This is a genomic window from Micromonospora sp. NPDC007208 (genome assembly GCF_042869175.1).
In the GTDB taxonomy this organism is placed as follows: domain Bacteria; phylum Actinomycetota; class Actinomycetes; order Mycobacteriales; family Micromonosporaceae; genus Micromonospora; species Micromonospora foliorum.
This window is the reverse complement of the sequence record NZ_JBIAFG010000019.1, coordinates 74,130-91,182: the sequence shown is the minus strand read 5'-3', so window position 1 is coordinate 91,182 and position 17,053 is coordinate 74,130. Positions and strand designations below refer to the sequence as shown.

Below are 17,053 nucleotides of genomic sequence, written 5' to 3'. Positions count from 1 at the left end.
CGCGCTGTCGGGGTGGGTGTTCAGGGCTGGCTCCCTTCGTGCAGGTCCGACGCCGGCAGCACTGCCCGAGCGCCGGGACCGAGGGGTGGTGGAGGCGGTGCGAGCTCTGGACAACGTGATCGTCTTCGATTACGTTTCGATCTATGTAAACGTTACCGATTACGTTTACGTAAGGGAACACGCCGCCTGGATCAATGTCTGGCCGGCACGCCCCCGAGGGGCCTGCCCCCGACCGAAAGACCAGCTTGTCGCGGTGATTGGGGTGACCGGGTGACCACTGTTGAGCCGGAGATCGAGGCGACCTACGCCGACGCGACCGCGCCCGTCGACGAACGGGTGTCGGACCTGTTGGCCCGGATGACCCGCGCGGAGAAGCTCGCGCAACTGGGCAGCACGTGGGCGTTCGCCCTGCTGGAGGGTGGTCGGTTCGCGGCCGAGCGGGCCCGGCCGATCCTTGGACACGGCCTGGGGCACGTGACCCGCGTCGCGGGCGCGACCAGCCTGAAGGCGGCGCAGGTGGCGCGGGTCGCCAACGCGATCCAGCGCTTCCTGGTGACCGAGACCCGGCTGGGGATCCCGGCGATCGTGCACGAGGAGGTCTGCTCGGGGGTGATGGCCCGCGAGGCGACCATCTTCCCGCAGGCTATCGGCGTCGCGAGCACCTGGGCGCCGGAACTCAACCGGCAACTGGCGGACGCCGTTCGCGCACAGATGCGCGCCATGGGCAGCCACCAGGGGCTCTCGCCGGTGCTGGACGTGGTGCGCGACCCACGGTGGGGCCGGACGGAGGAGACCTACGGCGAGGACCCGTACCTGGTGTCCCGGATGGGGGTGGCGTTCGTCAAGGGCCTGCAGGGCGCCGACCTGACCGACGGCGTCCTCGCCACCGCCAAGCACTTCGTCGGCTATGGGGCGTCCGAGGGTGGGCTGAACTGGGCGCCGGCCCACCTGCCGCCGCGTCTGCTGCGTGAGGTGTACCTGTACCCGTTCGAGGCGGCGGTCCGCGAGGGCGGGCTCCAGTCGGTGATGGCCGGCTACCACGAGCTCGACGGCGTCCCCTGCCATGCCAACCGGGAACTCCTCGCCGACGTCCTCCGTGGCCAGTGGGGCTTCACCGGCAGCGTGGTGTCCGACTACTTCGCCGTCAACGACCTCCACTCGTACCACCACTTCGCGCAGGACAAGCAGCAGGCCGCGACGGTGGGCCTCGGCGCGGGCGTGGACGTCGAGCTGCCGGCGACGGACGCGTACGCGGACGCCCTCACCCGCGCCCTGGACACCGGCGAGGTCAGCGAGGCCCAGCTCGACGAGGCGGTCGCACGGGTCCTTCGGCACAAGGTCGAACTCGGGCTCTTCGAGAACCCGTACGTCGACGAGGACGCGGCCGCGACGTCGGCGAACGCCGGGCGGCACCGGGACGCGGCGCTGGAGATCGCCCGCCGCAGCCTCGTCCTGCTCAAGAACGACGGTGTGTTGCCGCTGCCCGGGGGAGCCGGAACGGTCGCTCTCATCGGCCCGAACGCCGACGACGCCCGACACCTGCTCGGTGACTACTCGTTCGCGGCCCACATCGAGGCGTTGGTCGAGGCGCGCAAGCGGCGCGGCCTGCTCGGCGAGATGATGACGATCCCGGACGATCTGGAGATCGACGAGAGCACCGAGGGGGTGCCCACGGTGCGGGACGAGCTCGCGGCGCGGCTGGGCGACCGGTTGCGCTTCGCCCCGGGCTGCGACGTGCTCGACCCGTCGACGGAGGGGTTCGCCGAGGCGGTCGCGGTCGCCGCGGCGGCCGACGTCGCGGTGCTGGTCCTGGGGGACCGCTCGGGGCTGACCCCCGGGGCCACCACGGGTGAGTCGCGGGACCGGTCCAGTCTGGACTTGCCGGGTGTGCAGGAGGACCTGGTCCGCGCCGTCGTCGCGACCGGCACACCCGTCGTGGCGGTGCTCGTCGCCGGCCGGCCGGTGGGCAGCGACTTCCTGCACGAGGAGTGCGCCGCGGTGCTGATGGCCTGGTTGCCGGGGGAGACCGGGGCGCAGGCGATCGCCGAGGTGCTCCTCGGTGAGGTGAACCCGAGCGGGAAGCTGCCGATCTCGTATCCCCGTGGCGTGGGCCAGATCCCCGTCTTCTACGGCCACAAGGTGTCCGGCGGGCGGTCACACTGGCACGGCGACTACGTGGATTCGCCGGTCGCCCCGCGATACGTGTTCGGCCACGGCCTCGGGTACACCTCGTTCGTGATCGACGACGCCACGGTGCAGAGCGCCGAGGTCCGCGCCGGGGACAGCGTCGGGGTCGAGGTCACGCTCACCAACACCGGACAGCGGGCGGGGGAGCAGGTCGTGCAGCTCTACGTCCGCGACCCGCAGGCCACGATCACCCGACCGGTGCTGGAGCTGAAGGCCTTCGCCCGCGTCGAGGCGGCCGCCGGCCAGCGGGTGGCGGTGCGGTTCGAGCTCCCCACGGGCCAGCTCGGTTTCTACGACCGGAGCATGACCTACGCGGTGGAGGCCGGGGAGATCGAGGTGTACGTCGGCTTCTCGGTTGCCGACCGTACCCACGCCGGCACCTTTGTCATCGGTGCGGACCCGGACCGGCCGGCGTCGAAGGTCTTTAGCGGGACCGCTGAAGTACGGCAGTTGTGATCGTTCACCCCGGTCGGGGAATCGTTCTTGACGGAGCGTGCCGTCCTGTTGTCAACCGGTAGCACCAGCGCAGTAATCGAACCCCACTTCGACCCCCGGCGGCGGCTGCCGATTGCGTTCTACGCAACGGTGGCCGCCGCCTTGCGGGTATCCAGTTAGGACGTTCTTCTCGGTGGTCGGGTAAGGGCGAAGAGGTCTTGTGTTCGTAATCGTTCTCAGTTACGTTGGCAACATCCTGGAAACGTAACCGATAACGATTGCAGTCCAGAGAGAGCGGCATGATTGAAGTCAATGCGCCGGTAACCATGAGTGATGTCGCCCGAGCCGCCGGCGTTTCCACCGCCACCGTCTCGCGCGTCGTCAACGGCCATTACGGCGTCAGTGCTCGTACGGTCGCTCAGGTGCGCTCCGCCATCGAGCAGCTCGGCTACGAGTCGAGTCTGGTGGCGACCAGCCTTCGGCGCAGCCGCACCAACGTTCTGGGCCTCGTGGCGCACAGCTTCCAGTCCTACACGGCCGAGGTGCTCAAGGGCGTGATGAAGGCGCTGAGCCGCTCGGGCTTCGATCTGATCATCTACGCCAACAGCGACCTCTACGGGTCGTATTCGGAGGGTTGGGAGCAGCGGCACCTGACCCGCCTGTCGGGCACCCTCACCGACGGGTGCATCGTCGTCACGCCCTGGGGCGAGGTCCGGAGTCGGACGCCGGTGGTGGCCATCGATCCGGTGCGGGGCTCGACGGCGCCCTCGGTGATTTCCGACAACCTCACGGGCGCCACCACAGCGGTTGAGCACCTGCTCGGCCTGGGTCATCGGCGCATCGGGTTCATCGCCGGCCGCGACAGCCTGGCCTCGGCCTGGTCGCGGGAGGAGGGCTACCGGGCCGCGCTGACCTCCGCCGGGGTTCCGGTCGACCCGACGCTGATCGGCCGGGGAGACTTCAACCCCGAGTCGGCAACTCCGCTGGCGCGCGTCCTGCTGCAACGACCGGACCCACCATCGGCGATCTTCGCCGCCAGTGACGGGATGGCCCTCAAGGTTCTGGAGGTCGCCAGGGAGCTGGGGTTCTCGGTGCCGGGGGACCTGTCCGTCGTCGGGTTCGACAACATCCCCGAGTCGGCGTTGACCCAGCCGGGTCTGACCACAGTGGACCAGTCGATGTACCAGCTCGGGTACGAAGCCGCGCGGATGCTGAAGTCACTGGTGACCGGCGAGTGGGACGAGCCAAGCCAGATCGTGCTTCCGACCAGCCTCGTCGTGCGCGGCTCGACCGCACCACCGACGAGCGCGGCACGACCATGACATCCGTCCATGGGCGGACGAGCCTGATCGCTCCGGACAGAGCGATCAGGTCAGCGGTGCCCGTGGCAGCAGCCTGAAGGAGGTGCATTCAGCACGCACGGCCAGATCCACCGTTGAGTTGAGCCGGTCAGTCGGGTCGCATCCGCTGCCGGCGCTTGAAAGGAGTGGAGTTGTGACTACCGAACAGTATCACGGGCGTTTACGCCGGCTGGGCGTACGCCGACGGCTCTCGGCGGCGTTCACCGCCGGGGTCATCGCCACCGCGGCGGTTCTCCTCGCGCCGCAGCCAGCAGCGGCGGACACGCCGTGGCTGGACGTCTCCGCAGACCGGTACGCCACGTTCACCGTCCCGGCGGCGTACGTCCAGGAGAACCTGGGCACCGTCTCGCAGGTCGTCGTCGAGGGAAACTTCGGTCCTTCCGCCACCTGGGCGGAGTTCGGTCTGACCCGCCGGGGCGACGTGTGGTCGGGTGTTCTCGGCGCGCTGGAGCCCGGCCTGTACAACTACCAGCTCACCGCCGACGACACCTTGACCATCAAGGACCCGACGAACAGCACCGGTGTCGCGTCCAACCCGCTCCTGAGCACCTTCCTCGTCGCGGGTGACTCGGCACGGTGGCTGGTCGACGCGCCGGCAGGCACCGGCGGGAAGGTCGAGACGCTGACCTATCGGACCAGGAACGCGCAGCGCTCCGCCCTGGTCTGGACGCCACCGGGTTACACGGCCAAGGGCGGGAAGGGTTACCCGACGCTCTTCCTGCAGTCGGGCGAGGGTGTGCCCGCCACCGACTGGCTCGATCTCGGTCGATCCAAGCAGATCCTCGACAACCTCTCGGCCGCCGGCGCCCTGAACCCGATGGTCGTGGTGATCAACGACGCCTCGGGCGACAAGGAGTTGACGGACCTGCGGAAGGCGGTCACCGACAACTACCGGGTCCTTCGCGATCCGGCGCACCAGGCGATCGCGGGTGTGTCCGACGGCGCAACGGACGCGGTGCGCGCGGCGCTCACCAGGCCCGGTCAGTTCGGCTACGTCGGCTGGTTCTCGGGCACCTCGGCTCCGGAGATCGACCGCCGGGACGCCAAGGCGATCAACCGCGGCGTCAAGCTGCTCCGCCTGTACACGGGCAACGTCACCGATCCCGCGTACAACGCCACCTACCGTCTGACGAAGGCGTTGGGCCGCGCCGACGTCCGGTTCGAGTTCGACGGGGTCAACCCGGACGGCGGCGCGAACTGGACCACGTGGCAGGACAACCTCGTCGACTTCCTGCCGCGGCTGTTCGGTCACGTGCGGGACCACGGGCCGAGCCCCGGCCACCAGCCGCTCAAGCGGGAGTTCACCCCACCGCCGGCCGGCACCACCCCGACGCCCTTCGTCACCGAGGACGGGTTCGTCACCTTCGAGACCACCACGGACTTCACTGACGCTCAGCACGTCACGGTCTGGGCGAACGTCGCGCCGGGGGGCAGTTGGCTGCGACTGCCACTGACCCGCGACGGTGACCGGTGGCGGGCGACAGTGGGTCCGCTGAAGCCCTGGTTCTACTACTACCGGCTAATCGTGGACCGGGTCGCGGTCAAGGACGCCTCGAACCCGACGACTGTCACCACCGAACCGATGTGGAGCACCTTCTTCATCCCTGGGCCCGGGGCCCGACTGCTGTCCGACGTACCCGCGGGTCGCGGCGGCAAGGTCGAGAGCATGACCTACACCAGCACGGTGGCCGGCCAGGACCGTACCGCGCTGGTGTGGACCCCGCCGGGGTACGACCCGGGCCGGACGCAGCCGTACCCGGTCCTCTATCTGCAGCACGGCAGTGGCCAGAACTACACGGACTGGGTCGAGATGGGCCGTGCCAAGCAGATCCTCGACCATCAGTTCCTCGACGGTGACCTCACGCCGATGGTCGTCGTGATGGGCAACGGCAACTCCTCGAACTTCAACCGGGAGTTGCGGGAGAACATCGTTCCGACGGCCCGTGCCCGCTACCACGTCTCCAGCGACCCGTCGCAGCAGGCCCTCGCCGGCCTGTCGATGGGCGGCGGGCAGGCGTTGGGCGTGCTGCGGGCCTACCCGGGCGAGTTCGCCTACGTCGCGGCGTTCTCGGCCGGGTTCGGCAGCGGCACCGGCGTCGACGTGGCGGCGATCAACAAGGGCACCAAGATGCTGCGCCTGTACGTCGGTGACCAGACCGACTTCGTGTACCCGAGCTTCATGGCGTCGCTGACCACGTTGAACAACCTCGGTATCCGCTACGAGTTCGACGGGGTCACTCCGGGGCCGCACGGCTGGGACGTGTGGCAGAAAAACCTCATCGACCTCGCGCCGCGTCTGTTCAAGCGCTAGGAGCCCTCGCCGGCGACGCCACCGGGAGCAGGGACTCCTGCCCCGGTGGCGCCCGCCAGCGCACGGATGCTGTGCACCGCCATCGCCGAAGGGAACCATCTCAATGAAGAGAAGACGAATACTCGCCACGGTAGTCATGCTCGCGGCGGGGAGCGGCCTCGTCGCCTGCTCCTCCGACGAGGGCGGCAGCGACGCGAGCAATTGCACGAACACCATCACCAAGCAGAACGTGCCGGTCGTGACGATGTGGGGCTGGTACCCCAACACCCAGCTCGTCGTCGACAACTTCAACAAGCAGCACGACGACGTGCAGGTCTGCTGGACCAACGTCGGGCAGGGCAGCGACGAGTACGACAAGTTCCAGACCGCCATCTCGGCGGGCACCGGGGCGCCTGACGTGATCATGGTCGAGGCGGACCGGATTCCGACGTTCCAGATCCAGGGCGCGCTCGTCGACATCAAGCAGTACGGCTTCGACGCGGTCAAGGCCAACTACAGCGAGGGTGCCTGGAAGGACGTGTCGGTCGGTGACGCGGTCTACGGCGTCCCGGTCGACGGCGGCCCGATGGGCATGATCTACCGCAAGGACATCTTCGACAAGTACAAGATCACGCCGCCGAAGACCTGGGCCGAGTACGAGCAGGCCGCGCAGAAGGTCAAGGACGCCGGTGGTCCGCTCTTCGGGGACTTCGGCGCCAACGTGCCGGCGGTCCTGATGGCGCTCCAGATCCAGAAGGGTGCCACGCCCTTCACCTCCGATCCGGCGCAGCCGAACGCCATCGGTGTGAAGCTCAACGACCAGGCCTCCAAGGACGTGCTGGACTACTGGGGTGGCCTGGCCAAGAAGGGCCTGGTCGGCACGCAGAACCAGTTCACCCCGGAGTACATCTCCGGCGTGATCAACGGCAACTACGCGACGTACATCTCGGCGGCCTGGGCGCCCGGCTACCTCACCGGCGCGGGCGTCGGCAAGGGCCAGGACACCGGCAAGTTCGCGGTGGCGCCGCTGCCGCAGTGGGACCCAGCCAACCCGGTGCAGGTGAACTGGGGTGGGTCGGCGTTCTCAGTGACCAAGCAGGCGAAGAAGCCGGAACTGGCCGCGAAGGTCGCCTACGGGCTCTACGCCGACAAGGAGTCGCTCACCGACGGCTGGACCAACCAGATCATCTTCCCGCTGAACCTCACGGCGCTCAAGGATCCCGCCTTCGTCGACCTGAAGGTGGCGTTCTTCGGCGGTCAGCAGGCGAACAAGGAGGTCTACGTCCCCGCCGCCGACGCCTACCAGGGCGTCCAGTACGCCCCCTTCGGCCAGTACTACCTCGACGCGATGGAAAAGCAGGTCAGCGAGGTCATCAAGGGCTCCGTCACCGGTTCGCAGGCTGCCGACCGGCTCCAGGAGGACGTGGCGAAGTACGCCAAGGAACAAGGTTTCACCGTTCAGTGACCGGCTGGGTGGGCCGCGCCGGCACTGGGCGGCCGGCCCACCCTCCCCCCTCAGCGTCCACGTCCCGGAGACCACAATGACATCCCTGACCGAGAAGCGCGCGGCGCGTACAAAGCCTGAGACGCGCACGATCCGTGGCAAGGTACACCTTCGCGAGCACCTGATGGGGTGGTTCTTCGTCGGGCCGTTCGGGGTCGTGTTCCTGGCGTTCCTCATCGCCCCGCTGGCGTACGCGCTGTATCTCAGCCTCTTCCAGAAGAAGCTGATCGGCGGCACCAGCTTCGTCCTCTTCGACAATTACGTGAAGGCGTTCACCGACCCGAGCTTCCTGTCCGGGGCGTGGTTCGTCGTCCGCTTCTCGCTCGTCTCGATCCCGGTGCAGATCATCATCGCGCTCGTGATGGCTCTCATCCTGGACTCGGTGACCACACTGTTCGCGCGCTTCTCCCGCCTCATGATCTTTCTTCCGTACGCCATCCCCACCGTCATCGGAGCGGTGATGTGGGGGTTCCTCTACAGCAGGGGCTTCGGCCCGCTCACCGACATCTTCGGGCTGTTCGGCGCCACCGCCCCCGATTTCCTGAGCAGCGACCTGATCTTCTACGGGCTGCTCAACGTCGTCACCTGGCAGTGGGCCGGCTACTACATGATCATCCTGTACGCGGCGTTGCAGGGCGTCGACCCGACGCTCTACGAGGCGGCCCGGATGGACGGCGCCGGGCGGTGGCAGATCGCGACGCGGATCAAGATCCCCCTGATCGCGCCCGCCCTGATCCTGATCCTGGTCTTCTCGCTCATCGGCACCCTGCAGTTCTTCAACGAACCGCAGATCCTGCGATACCTCGCCGCGGGCACGATCGGCTCGGACTTCACCCCCAACATGTACGCGTACCAACAGGCGTTCTCGCTCGCCAACTTCAACTACGGGTCGGCGATCTCCTTCGCCCTCGGCGGCATCGTGTTCATCTGCGTGTACGCCTTCCTGTTCTTCACCCGCAAGCGGAGGAGCTTCCTCTGATGGCCGACCACACCAGCGTCCGCGCAGGCGCCCGCCGACCGCAGCGCTATCTCCCGATACAGATCCTCCTCGGCTTCCTGGTGATCTACTTCCTCGTACCGTTCTGGTGGGTCATCGTCAACAGCTCCAAGGACGCGCCGGGCCTGTTCGGCGGCGGCAACACCCTCTGGTTCACCGACCAGATCGACTACCTCGGAAACCTCCGGCAGCTCTTCACCTACGACGGTGGCATCTACCTCCGGTGGATCCTCAACTCCACGCTGTACGCCATCGCCGGCGGCGTCGGCGCCACGGTCCTGGCGGTCATGGCCGGCTACGGTTTCGCCAAGTACCGGTTCGCGGCCCGACGCTTCAGCTTCGCCGTCGTGCTCGGCGCGTTGATGGTGCCCGCCACCGCTCTGGTCATCCCGACGTTCATCATGTTCTCCCGGCTCGGCCTGACCAACACGGTCTGGGCGGTGATCCTGCCGTCGCTGCTCAACCCGTTCGGCGTCTACCTGATGCACGTGTACGCGCGCGACGCGGTGCCCGACGAGCTCCTGGACGCGGCGCGGGTCGACGGCGCGGGAGAGCTGCGGACGTTCTTTCAGATCGCCCTTCCGCTGATGCGTCCCGCGGTGGTCACCGTGCTGCTCCTGTCGGCCGTGGCGTCCTGGAACAACTACTTCCTGCCGCTGGCCATGCTCTCCGACAACCGGCTCTTCCCGGTCACCGTCGGCCTCGGCCTGTGGCAGGGGATCGCGTCCGCGAACAACGCGGGAACCACCTCGCTGTGGAGCCTCATCATCCTGGGCTCCCTGGTGTCCGTGCTCCCGCTGATCATCGCGTTCTTCAGCCTGCAACGACACTGGCGCGGCGGCCTGTCCGTCGGAGGTCTCCGGTAGGTCGGGCCAGGTGCCACCAGCCAATCCACCGCACACGCATTGATCGCCGCGCAGGACGCGGCCGGACGGATGACAGAGAGGTGTGCTGATGTCGACGACGAATCGACCGCTGCGCAGCGGGCAGTGGTTCGGTGCGGAAGGCCGCAACGGGTTCATCCACCGGTCGTGGATGCGCAACCAGGGTTTCGCGGACGACGTCTTCGACGGTCGCCCGGTGATCGGCATCGCCACCACCTGGTCGGAGCTGACGCCCTGCAACGCCCACCTGCGTGACCTCGCCGAGTCGGTGAAGCGGGGCGTGTGGGAGAGCGGGGGCCTGCCGCTGGAGTTCCCGGCGATGAGCCTGGGCGAGCCGCTGATGCGACCCACGACCATGCTCTATCGCAACCTGCTGGCGATGGAGTTGGAGGAGTCGGTCCGCGCCAACCCGCTCGACGGGGTGGTCCTGCTCTCCGGCTGTGACAAGACCACCCCTGGCCTGTTGATGGGAGCGGCGAGCGTCGACCTGCCGACCCTGATGCTGACCGGCGGCCCGATGCTCAACGGCAAGTTCCGCGGCCAGGACATCGGCTCGGGCACGGTCGTCTGGCGCTTCACCGAGGAGATGCGGGCCGGTCGGATGACCGCGGCCGACTGCTCCGAGGCGGAGGTCGGCATGTCCCGCAGCCGAGGCCACTGCATGACCATGGGTACGGCGTCCACGATGGCCTGCGTGACCGAGGCGCTGGGCGTGCAACTGCCGGGGGCGGCCGCCGTGCCCGCGGTCGACTCCCGGCGGTACGCGCTCGCGCACGCCGCCGGACGTCGGATCGTCGCCATGGTAGAACAGGACCAACGGTTGTCCTCGGTTCTCACCAGGCAGGCGTTCGAGAACGCCGTCCGGGTCAACGCCGCGATCGGCGGTTCCACCAACGCCGTCGTACACCTGCTCGCCATTGCCGGACGCCTCGGCGTCCCCCTGTCGCTGGAGGACTTCGACACCCTCACCGCCGACGTGCCCATCCTCGTCAACCTCATGCCGTCCGGGAAGTACCTGATGGAGGACTTCGCCTACGCGGGCGGTCTTCCGGTGGTGATGAAGGAACTCGCCCCGCTGCTGCACATGGACCACGTCACCGTCAGCGGCAGGAGCGTGGCGGAGAACGTCGACGGCGCCCAGTGCTGGAACCGGGACGTCATCGGCACCCTGGGGGAGCCGTTCCAACCCGCCGGCTCGGGCACCGTGGTGCTGCGCGGGTCGCTCGCGCCGTCCGGGGCGGTGTTGAAGGTCTCCGCGGCCTCCGCGCAGCTCCTCACGCACACCGGTCCGGCGCTCGTCTTCGACCGCATCGAGGAGTACGTCGTCGCCGCCGACGACCCGGACCTCGACGTCACCCCCGACACGGTGATCGTCGTGCGCAACGCCGGACCACGGGGGTACCCCGGCTTCCCGGAGGTGGGCAACGTGCCCATGCCACGACGGTTGCTCGCCGACGGCATCACGGACATGGTGCGGATCTCCGACGCTCGGATGAGTGGCACCGGCTACGGCACCTGCATCCTGCACGTGGCACCGGAGGCGTCCGTGGGTGGCCCGCTCGCACTGGTCCGCACCGGTGACCTGATCTCCGTCGACGTCTCGACGCGCCGTCTGGAGCTCCTGGTCGACGACACGGAACTCGCCGAACGCCGCTCCGCCTGGCAGCCTCCGCCGCCGGTGGCCGACCGGGGTTGGGTACGCCTGTACAGCGAGCACGTCCTACAGGCGGACAGCGGCGCGGACCTCGATTTTCTCGTCGGCGGCAGCGGCAGCGAGGTGCCCCGTCACTCACACTGACGGTCACGTTCGGACGAGGCCCACGAGGAACTGATTCCATGGAAGAACGGACGGCCCGCCAGTGCGAGTTCACGCAAAGGCCGCTGTGACAGCGGCCGACCGGCCACCGGTGATGGCCGACGTCGCTCGCCTGGCGGGCGTGTCGCACCAGACGGTGTCCCGGGTCATCAACGGGGCGCCCAGCATCAAGCGGGAAACCCGGGAGCGGGTCCTCGAGGCCATTCGACGACTCGACTACCGTCCCAACACGGCCGCCCGTGCGCTGGTTCGCGGACGCTCCGGGATGATCGGCATCATCGGCACCGCCAGGACGCTGTTCGGTCCGACGAGCATCCATCGCAGCGTCGAGGACGCCGCCCGCGCCGCCGGCTACTTCGCCACCTCGGTGAGCCTTTCCGAGGTGACGGTACGGGCGCTCAGCGACGCCACCGAACACCTCATGCGCGTCGGCGTGGAGGGTGTCGTGATGATCGCCGGCAACGACGAGGCGCTCGAGGTGGTGCGGATGACGCGCTCGGGTGTCCCCTTCGTCGTCGTGGAGGGCGACCTGTCCAGGGCCAGCGTGACCGTCGGCGTCGACCAGGTGCTCGGCGCCCGGATGGCCACCGAGCACCTCCTCGATCTCGGACATCGAGAGATCGTGCACGTGAGCGGCCCGCTCAACTGGGCGGAGGCCCGCGCACGCCTCGAAGGTTGGCGTCAGGCGATGAGCGGGGCGGGCCTGCGCCCACCGGAGCCGGTCGAGGGCGACTGGAGAGCGCACAGCGGCTACCTCGCCGGGCTGCGGATCGGTGCGATGCGCGGGACCACCGCGGTGTTCGCCGCCAACGACCAGATGGCCATCGGCGTGCTGCGCGCGCTGCACGAGCGCGGACGGCGGGTGCCACAGGACATCTCCGTCGTCGGATTCGACGACGTCCCCGAGGCGCCCTACCTCATTCCGCCGTTGACGACGATCCAGCAGGACTTCGACGCGGTCGGTCGCCGGGCCATCACCGCCGTCACCCAGGCCATCGACGACACGGTGCCGCAGCGTCTGCCGTTGGTCGTCCCCAAACTCGTGGTACGCCAGAGCACAGCGCCGCCGCCAGTGGCCGGCAACGCCCTCTCCGACGCTGGCTGATCCGGCCCTCTCGTTCGAGTGGTCCGATACGTCCTTTCACCGAAATTCGACTAGCTGTCAGGTTCTGTCCGGTGCGTGCTTCTTTTCCATCGCAAGGCTCAGGGCATGACTGTTTCCACTCCTGGCCTCTCCGGCCTACGCCGCGCCGGTGCGGTCGCTGCCGCCACGCTGGCCGCGGTGGCGCTCGGTGTCGTTCCGGGTGCCCGCGCCGACGCCGCCAGTGACGTCCTGCCGATCGGCGACGCCGACCTGACGGAGACCACCACCAGCCGGGTCCTGGCCGACGGCGTGACCCTGACCCACATCGTGCGTGGAACCGAGCCCGCGCCGGCCGACCAGATCAACACCACCAGTCGCGGCCCGTGGGTGGTCAACGTGCTCACCATCGACCCGCCTCGGGCACGCGGACACCTGAAGGCGACGTACGGCCCGAACCTCGGCCAGGTCGAGAAGACCACCGATCTCGTTCGTGACTCCGGTGCCCTGGCGGGCGTCAATGCCTCCTTCTTCACCTTCACCGCCAGCCCGCTCTACCCCGGTGACCCGGTTGGCCTGGGCCTGTACGGCGGGAAAGTGCTCAGTGAGCCCACCACCGAGCCCGGCGAAGTCAACTTCGTCGTCGACGCCAACACCAACCGCGCGCTCACCGGAAAGCTCACCTGGTCGGGCAGCGTACGGAACCGGCAGACCCGGGCCGTCCTGCCACTGGAGTTCATCAACCACCCACCGGTCATCCCTGCCGGTTGTGCCGCCCTGGCCGACCAGAGCGCGTGCACCGAGCCCGGCGACGTTGTCCGGTTCACCTCCGAGTTCGACTCGGCCACTCCGACTGGCGTCGGCGTGGAGGTCGTCCTCGATCGCCTCGGCTGTGTGGTGCGGACCGCGACGACCCGCGGCACCACCCTCGCCGTGGGCCAGACCTCGCTGCAGGCCACCGGGCGGGACGCCGGCGGTCTGCTGGCGGTGGCCGGCCGGGGATGCCTGGACCTGACCTCGACGGTGACCGACCAGCGGGGGCGGAAACTCCCACTGCGGCCCGGACTGTTCGGCGTGAACGGGCGGTACCCGTTGACGGCGGACGGCCAGGTGGTCGTGCCCGACGGCGGATCCGACAGCTTCTTCGCCCGCAACCCTCGTACCATCGCCGGCACCACCCGGGACGGGAAGGTCGTGCTCGCGACCATCGACGGTCGACAGACCACAAGCGTCGGCGCCACGCTGGACGAGACCGCCGCCGTCGCCCAGGCACTCGGCATGTCCGACGCGGTCAACCTCGACGGCGGCGGCTCCACCGCCATGGCCGCTCAGGGCACGCTGGTCAACCACCCCAGCGGAGCCGAGCGGGCCGTTGGTGACGCGCTCGTCTACGTCGAAGGCCGTTACCACGGCGGGCACTGACCGTCGCTAACAAGCGGGTGCCCCAGCGTGTGGCTGGGGCACCCGCGACGCCGACCGTGGCAGGGCCGAGCGGAGTTCTCAGAGGGTGAACACGACAGTGGAGATGCTGCGGGCGCCGACGCTGATGGTGGCCTGACCGCCGTTCACGGCGGTCGGTTGGCTGGCCGCGTTGGCGTTCTGCGAGGTGAGGTAGTGCTCGGCCCGGGTGACGTTCTGCGGGGCCTGGATCACGGCGTTGTTGACCGCGCTGTTCGAGCGGTTGAGGATCACCAGGGTGATCTTCCCGTCCCCCTGGTAGGCCGTCACCTCCAGCGGCGAGGCCTTGGAACTCTTCGTCAGGGCGACCCGCTGGTAGCCGGGGCGGACGTACTTCGCGTACTGCGAGAAGGCGTACCCGCGCTTGAGCGGAGCGCCCGCGGTGGTGCCGAACGCGGCTTCACCGTCGCCGATGAAGGAGTAGTAGCGCTTGCCGTACCACCAGATGTAGGCGTTCCAGTTGGCCTCCATCGACTTGTGCACGGTGCGCATGATGTCGTCGAGGGTCTCGTTCCAGACCGCCGCGTTGGCGGGGTTGCCCCAGATGTTGGAGCCGCCACCGTCGGCGGCGTGCAGGTTCCACTCGGTCATCCACACCGGCTTGTTGTGCTGCTCGGCCAGGGAGTACGGCCGCAGCCGGCCGGACTCCTCGGTGCCGTAGAGGTGCCCACCGACGTAGCCGATGTTGTTGCGGGCGGTCGCGTCGTTGAGGGTCGGATCGGTGAAGTTGTAGTTCATGTTCACCGCCTCGGCGACCATCAGCTTGGTGTTCTGCACCTTGGTGCCCTGGTCGCGGACGAAGGTGCGCAGCTCGGTGCCGCTCCAGTCCATCGAGTCGTAGTCCGGGTGCCAGTCGGGCTCGTTCTGCACGGAGGTGACGTCGATGGGTACGCCCTGGCCACGCATGTACTGCACGTAGCTGTTCAGGTGGTAGGCGTAGTCGTCGTAGTAGTCGGTCTTCAGCTTGCCGCCGTTGACCCGGCTGTTGTTGGTCTTCCACGCCGCTGGCGCGGTCCACGGCGAGGCGAGGATCTTCACGTTGGACCCGTACGACTTCGCCGTCTTCAACGAGTTCACGTGCGTCGCCCACTCGCTGGAGACCGGCGACAGGCCGGTGCGCACGATGGACAGCCCCAACTGGTTGGCGCCCATCCCGACCAGCGTCTGAGTGTCCGCCGTCGACCAGGCGCTACCCCAGATCGACTGCGCGGCCCCGAAGCCGTCGACCGTCTGGTATCTGGTCGCGCTGTTCACCGTGATGTCCGCCGGCCCGTTCGGCGGCGGAGTCGTCGGCGGTGGGGTCGTCGGCGGGGGAGTCGGCTCCGTGCCGCCGGTGCAGGCCACCCCGTTCAACGCGAAGATGGTCGGATCGGGGTTGCTGCCGGTCGACGAGCCGTTGAATCCGAACGAGACCGTCCCGTTGGCCGCGATGGCCCCGTTGTAGCTGACGTTCCTGGCGGTGACGGCGGCGCCGCTCTGGGTCAGCGTCGTGTTCCACGCCTGCGTGACGGTCTGTCCGGCGTCGTAGTGCCAGGTCAGCGTCCAACTGGTCACCGCGTCACCGAGATTGGTGATGGTGACGTTGGCGCCGAAGCCTCCCTGCCACTGCGATGACACGCTGTAGTTGACCGAACAGCCGGCGGCCGCGGCCCCGGCCGGCGCCGCCACGGCGACCGCCGCCGATGCCAACAGGACGGCACCGGCCGACACCAGGGCAGCGTTTGTCACTCTTCTTCTTCTCATGAACTTCTCCTGACGTGGTGGTGGCGTCCACGCCTCCGGAGGGCTCGTCTACGGCGAGATTCAGCGATGGTGTGGGCGGCGGAGAATTGGGAGCGCTCCCAGGTTCAGAAAGCTAATTCGTCTAATGATTCCTGTCAATGCAGTCCGCCGACAATGAGTGCTGCCGTCACCGGCCGCAGGTGCCGCACTGCCGACGAGTGCGCAGGTGATAGTCGGTGGACGCGACGACCAGACCCACCCCCATGACCAGGTACGCCGACATCGCCACCCACAGGAACGCATCGGAGAACTCGCTGTGCGAGCCCGAGGTCACCTGCACTATCCCCATGCCGAAGTAGGCCACGATGCCCGCGCCGAGCCCGAAGCCGGGCACCAGCAGCAGCGGACGAGGAATCGTGCGGCCGGCGAGCAGCGGCACCCAGCCCGGCCAGACCTCACCCCAGTGGTACACCAGCGCCAGTGGCAACAGCACGCCGGCCAGCACCAGGCCGATCTCCAACCCGAGCAGGGAGCCGCTCTGGTCGACGCGGTCGAACCCCACCACGAACTGCGCCGCGAAGCGGGTCACGAGACCACCCACCGTGGCGTACGCGGCCCAGCGCGCCCACCGCGCGGGTGCCGAGCGTCGCGTACCCGGGCGGACCGTCCGGCAGCAGTCTGGGCAGTCGCCCCGGGTACGCCGCTGGTAGCGCGCGGTGGCCAGGCCGAGCAGGACCGCTCCGGTGACACAACCGAGCCGGCTGGCGAACGCCAGCGGGTCGAAGAAGGGGCCGACGGTGAACAGCAGGAAGCCCACCAGTTCCGGCAACAGGATCGCGGCCGCCGCGACGAGCGCTCCGGCGACCGTCCAGGCGAGCCCCGCAAGTGCCGGGCGCCAGGTCGCCACCCGGTCCAGGGCAACCGCCAGCCCGCCCGCGGCCGCACACAACGCCACCGACCACCAGCCGGTGAAACCGAGCAGGTCCAGCCCGAGCCGCCCGAACTGTGGAGCCTCGCTGACCGTCCACGCCAGACGCACGCCCCCGTATGCCACGGCCCAGCCGAGCACTGCGTACGTCAGGCCGTGGACGGTCCGACCGACGATCGGTGTCGATGTCGTCATGCACCGATCCTGCCGGCGCCCCGCAGTGGGCGGACCCCGCTGACAGGGGACCTCACTCCCTCGCGGGAGGGACCGGCCGCAGCGTGCGCGCGGCACTCACCGTCAGGTCGGCGTCGAGCCGGGCAGCGTCGAGGACGGTGTCGGCCTGCTTCGCGGTGAGGCCCGTCTGTTGTGGAGTGACCGGGTGTGGTGTGG

11 protein-coding genes are annotated in these 17,053 nt (G+C 68.7%); 9 read left to right on the top strand and 2 right to left on the bottom strand.

The genetic code is table 11. The annotated features are described in order from the left end of the window. The first annotated feature begins 270 nt into the window (after positions 1 to 270). The 9 genes from ACFYL6_RS28925 (at position 271) to ACFYL6_RS28885 (ending at position 13,977) form a co-directional block, all read left to right on the top strand. The gene (locus ACFYL6_RS28925; RefSeq protein ID WP_387176065.1) at positions 271 to 2,643 is read left to right on the top strand and encodes a glycoside hydrolase family 3 N-terminal domain-containing protein; all 2,373 of its coding nucleotides are present in this window, start codon (positions 271 to 273) and stop codon (positions 2,641 to 2,643) included. Positions 2,644 to 2,921: 278 nt separating this feature from the next. Continuing rightward, complete coding sequence (locus tag ACFYL6_RS28920; RefSeq protein ID WP_387176062.1) at positions 2,922 to 3,944, top strand: LacI family DNA-binding transcriptional regulator; 1,023 nt, start codon at positions 2,922 to 2,924, stop codon at positions 3,942 to 3,944. Positions 3,945 to 4,116: 172 nt separating this feature from the next. After that, positions 4,117 to 6,294: an alpha/beta hydrolase gene (locus ACFYL6_RS28915; protein WP_387176060.1), complete on the top strand. Its 2,178-nt coding sequence runs from the start codon at positions 4,117 to 4,119 to the stop codon at positions 6,292 to 6,294. Between the two features lie 103 nt (positions 6,295 to 6,397). Beyond that, on the top strand, positions 6,398 to 7,738 hold the full coding sequence (locus ACFYL6_RS28910; protein WP_387176058.1) for an ABC transporter substrate-binding protein: 1,341 nt from the start codon (positions 6,398 to 6,400) through the stop codon (positions 7,736 to 7,738). Positions 7,739 to 7,814: 76 nt separating this feature from the next. Beyond that, positions 7,815 to 8,756 carry a carbohydrate ABC transporter permease gene (locus tag ACFYL6_RS28905; RefSeq protein WP_387176056.1) on the top strand — a complete coding sequence of 314 codons (942 nt, stop codon included), beginning with the start codon at positions 7,815 to 7,817 and terminating at the stop codon, positions 8,754 to 8,756. Continuing rightward, on the top strand, positions 8,756 to 9,640 hold the full coding sequence (locus tag ACFYL6_RS28900; RefSeq protein ID WP_238662669.1) for a carbohydrate ABC transporter permease: 885 nt from the start codon (positions 8,756 to 8,758) through the stop codon (positions 9,638 to 9,640). The genes ACFYL6_RS28905 and ACFYL6_RS28900 overlap by 1 nt, the downstream gene beginning before the upstream one ends. Positions 9,641 to 9,728: 88 nt before the next feature. Then, complete coding sequence (locus ACFYL6_RS28895) at positions 9,729 to 11,456, top strand: IlvD/Edd family dehydratase (RefSeq protein WP_387176054.1); 1,728 nt, start codon at positions 9,729 to 9,731, stop codon at positions 11,454 to 11,456. 112 nt (positions 11,457 to 11,568) lie between these two features. Then, the gene (locus ACFYL6_RS28890) at positions 11,569 to 12,579 is read left to right on the top strand and encodes a LacI family DNA-binding transcriptional regulator (RefSeq protein ID WP_387176135.1); all 1,011 of its coding nucleotides are present in this window, start codon (positions 11,569 to 11,571) and stop codon (positions 12,577 to 12,579) included. A 105-nt stretch (positions 12,580 to 12,684) separates the two neighbouring features. Continuing rightward, positions 12,685 to 13,977, top strand: a complete 1,293-nt coding sequence (locus ACFYL6_RS28885) for a phosphodiester glycosidase family protein (RefSeq protein ID WP_387176052.1) — start codon at positions 12,685 to 12,687, stop codon at positions 13,975 to 13,977. A 78-nt stretch (positions 13,978 to 14,055) separates the two neighbouring features. Here the strand turns inward: ACFYL6_RS28885 and ACFYL6_RS28880 are convergent, their stop codons facing one another. Both ACFYL6_RS28880 and ACFYL6_RS28875 read right to left on the bottom strand, forming a co-directional pair. Next, positions 14,056 to 15,756: a cellulose binding domain-containing protein gene (locus ACFYL6_RS28880; RefSeq protein ID WP_387176050.1), complete on the bottom strand. Its 1,701-nt coding sequence runs from the start codon at positions 15,754 to 15,756 to the stop codon at positions 14,056 to 14,058. A 166-nt stretch (positions 15,757 to 15,922) separates the two neighbouring features. Beyond that, entirely contained in the window at positions 15,923 to 16,858 is a 936-nt protein-coding gene (locus ACFYL6_RS28875) for a hypothetical protein (RefSeq protein ID WP_387176048.1), read from the bottom strand. Between the last annotated feature and the right edge of the window lie 195 nt (positions 16,859 to 17,053).

Excerpts from the sequence above, each read along its gene's own strand:
- ACFYL6_RS28920 (WP_387176062.1), top strand. The coding sequence starts at position 2,922 with ATGATTGAAGTCAATGCGCCGGTAACCATGAGTGATGTCGCCCGAGCC.
- ACFYL6_RS28910 (WP_387176058.1), top strand. The coding sequence starts at position 6,398 with ATGAAGAGAAGACGAATACTCGCCACGGTAGTCATGCTCGCGGCGGGG.
- ACFYL6_RS28905 (WP_387176056.1), top strand. The coding sequence starts at position 7,815 with ATGACATCCCTGACCGAGAAGCGCGCGGCGCGTACAAAGCCTGAGACG.
- ACFYL6_RS28900 (WP_238662669.1), top strand. The coding sequence starts at position 8,756 with ATGGCCGACCACACCAGCGTCCGCGCAGGCGCCCGCCGACCGCAGCGC.
- ACFYL6_RS28895 (WP_387176054.1), top strand. The coding sequence starts at position 9,729 with ATGTCGACGACGAATCGACCGCTGCGCAGCGGGCAGTGGTTCGGTGCG.
- ACFYL6_RS28890 (WP_387176135.1), top strand. The coding sequence starts at position 11,569 with ATGGCCGACGTCGCTCGCCTGGCGGGCGTGTCGCACCAGACGGTGTCC.
- ACFYL6_RS28885 (WP_387176052.1), top strand. The coding sequence starts at position 12,685 with ATGACTGTTTCCACTCCTGGCCTCTCCGGCCTACGCCGCGCCGGTGCG.
- ACFYL6_RS28880 (WP_387176050.1), bottom strand. The coding sequence starts at position 15,756 with ATGAGAAGAAGAAGAGTGACAAACGCTGCCCTGGTGTCGGCCGGTGCC.
- ACFYL6_RS28875 (WP_387176048.1), bottom strand. The coding sequence starts at position 16,858 with ATGACGACATCGACACCGATCGTCGGTCGGACCGTCCACGGCCTGACG.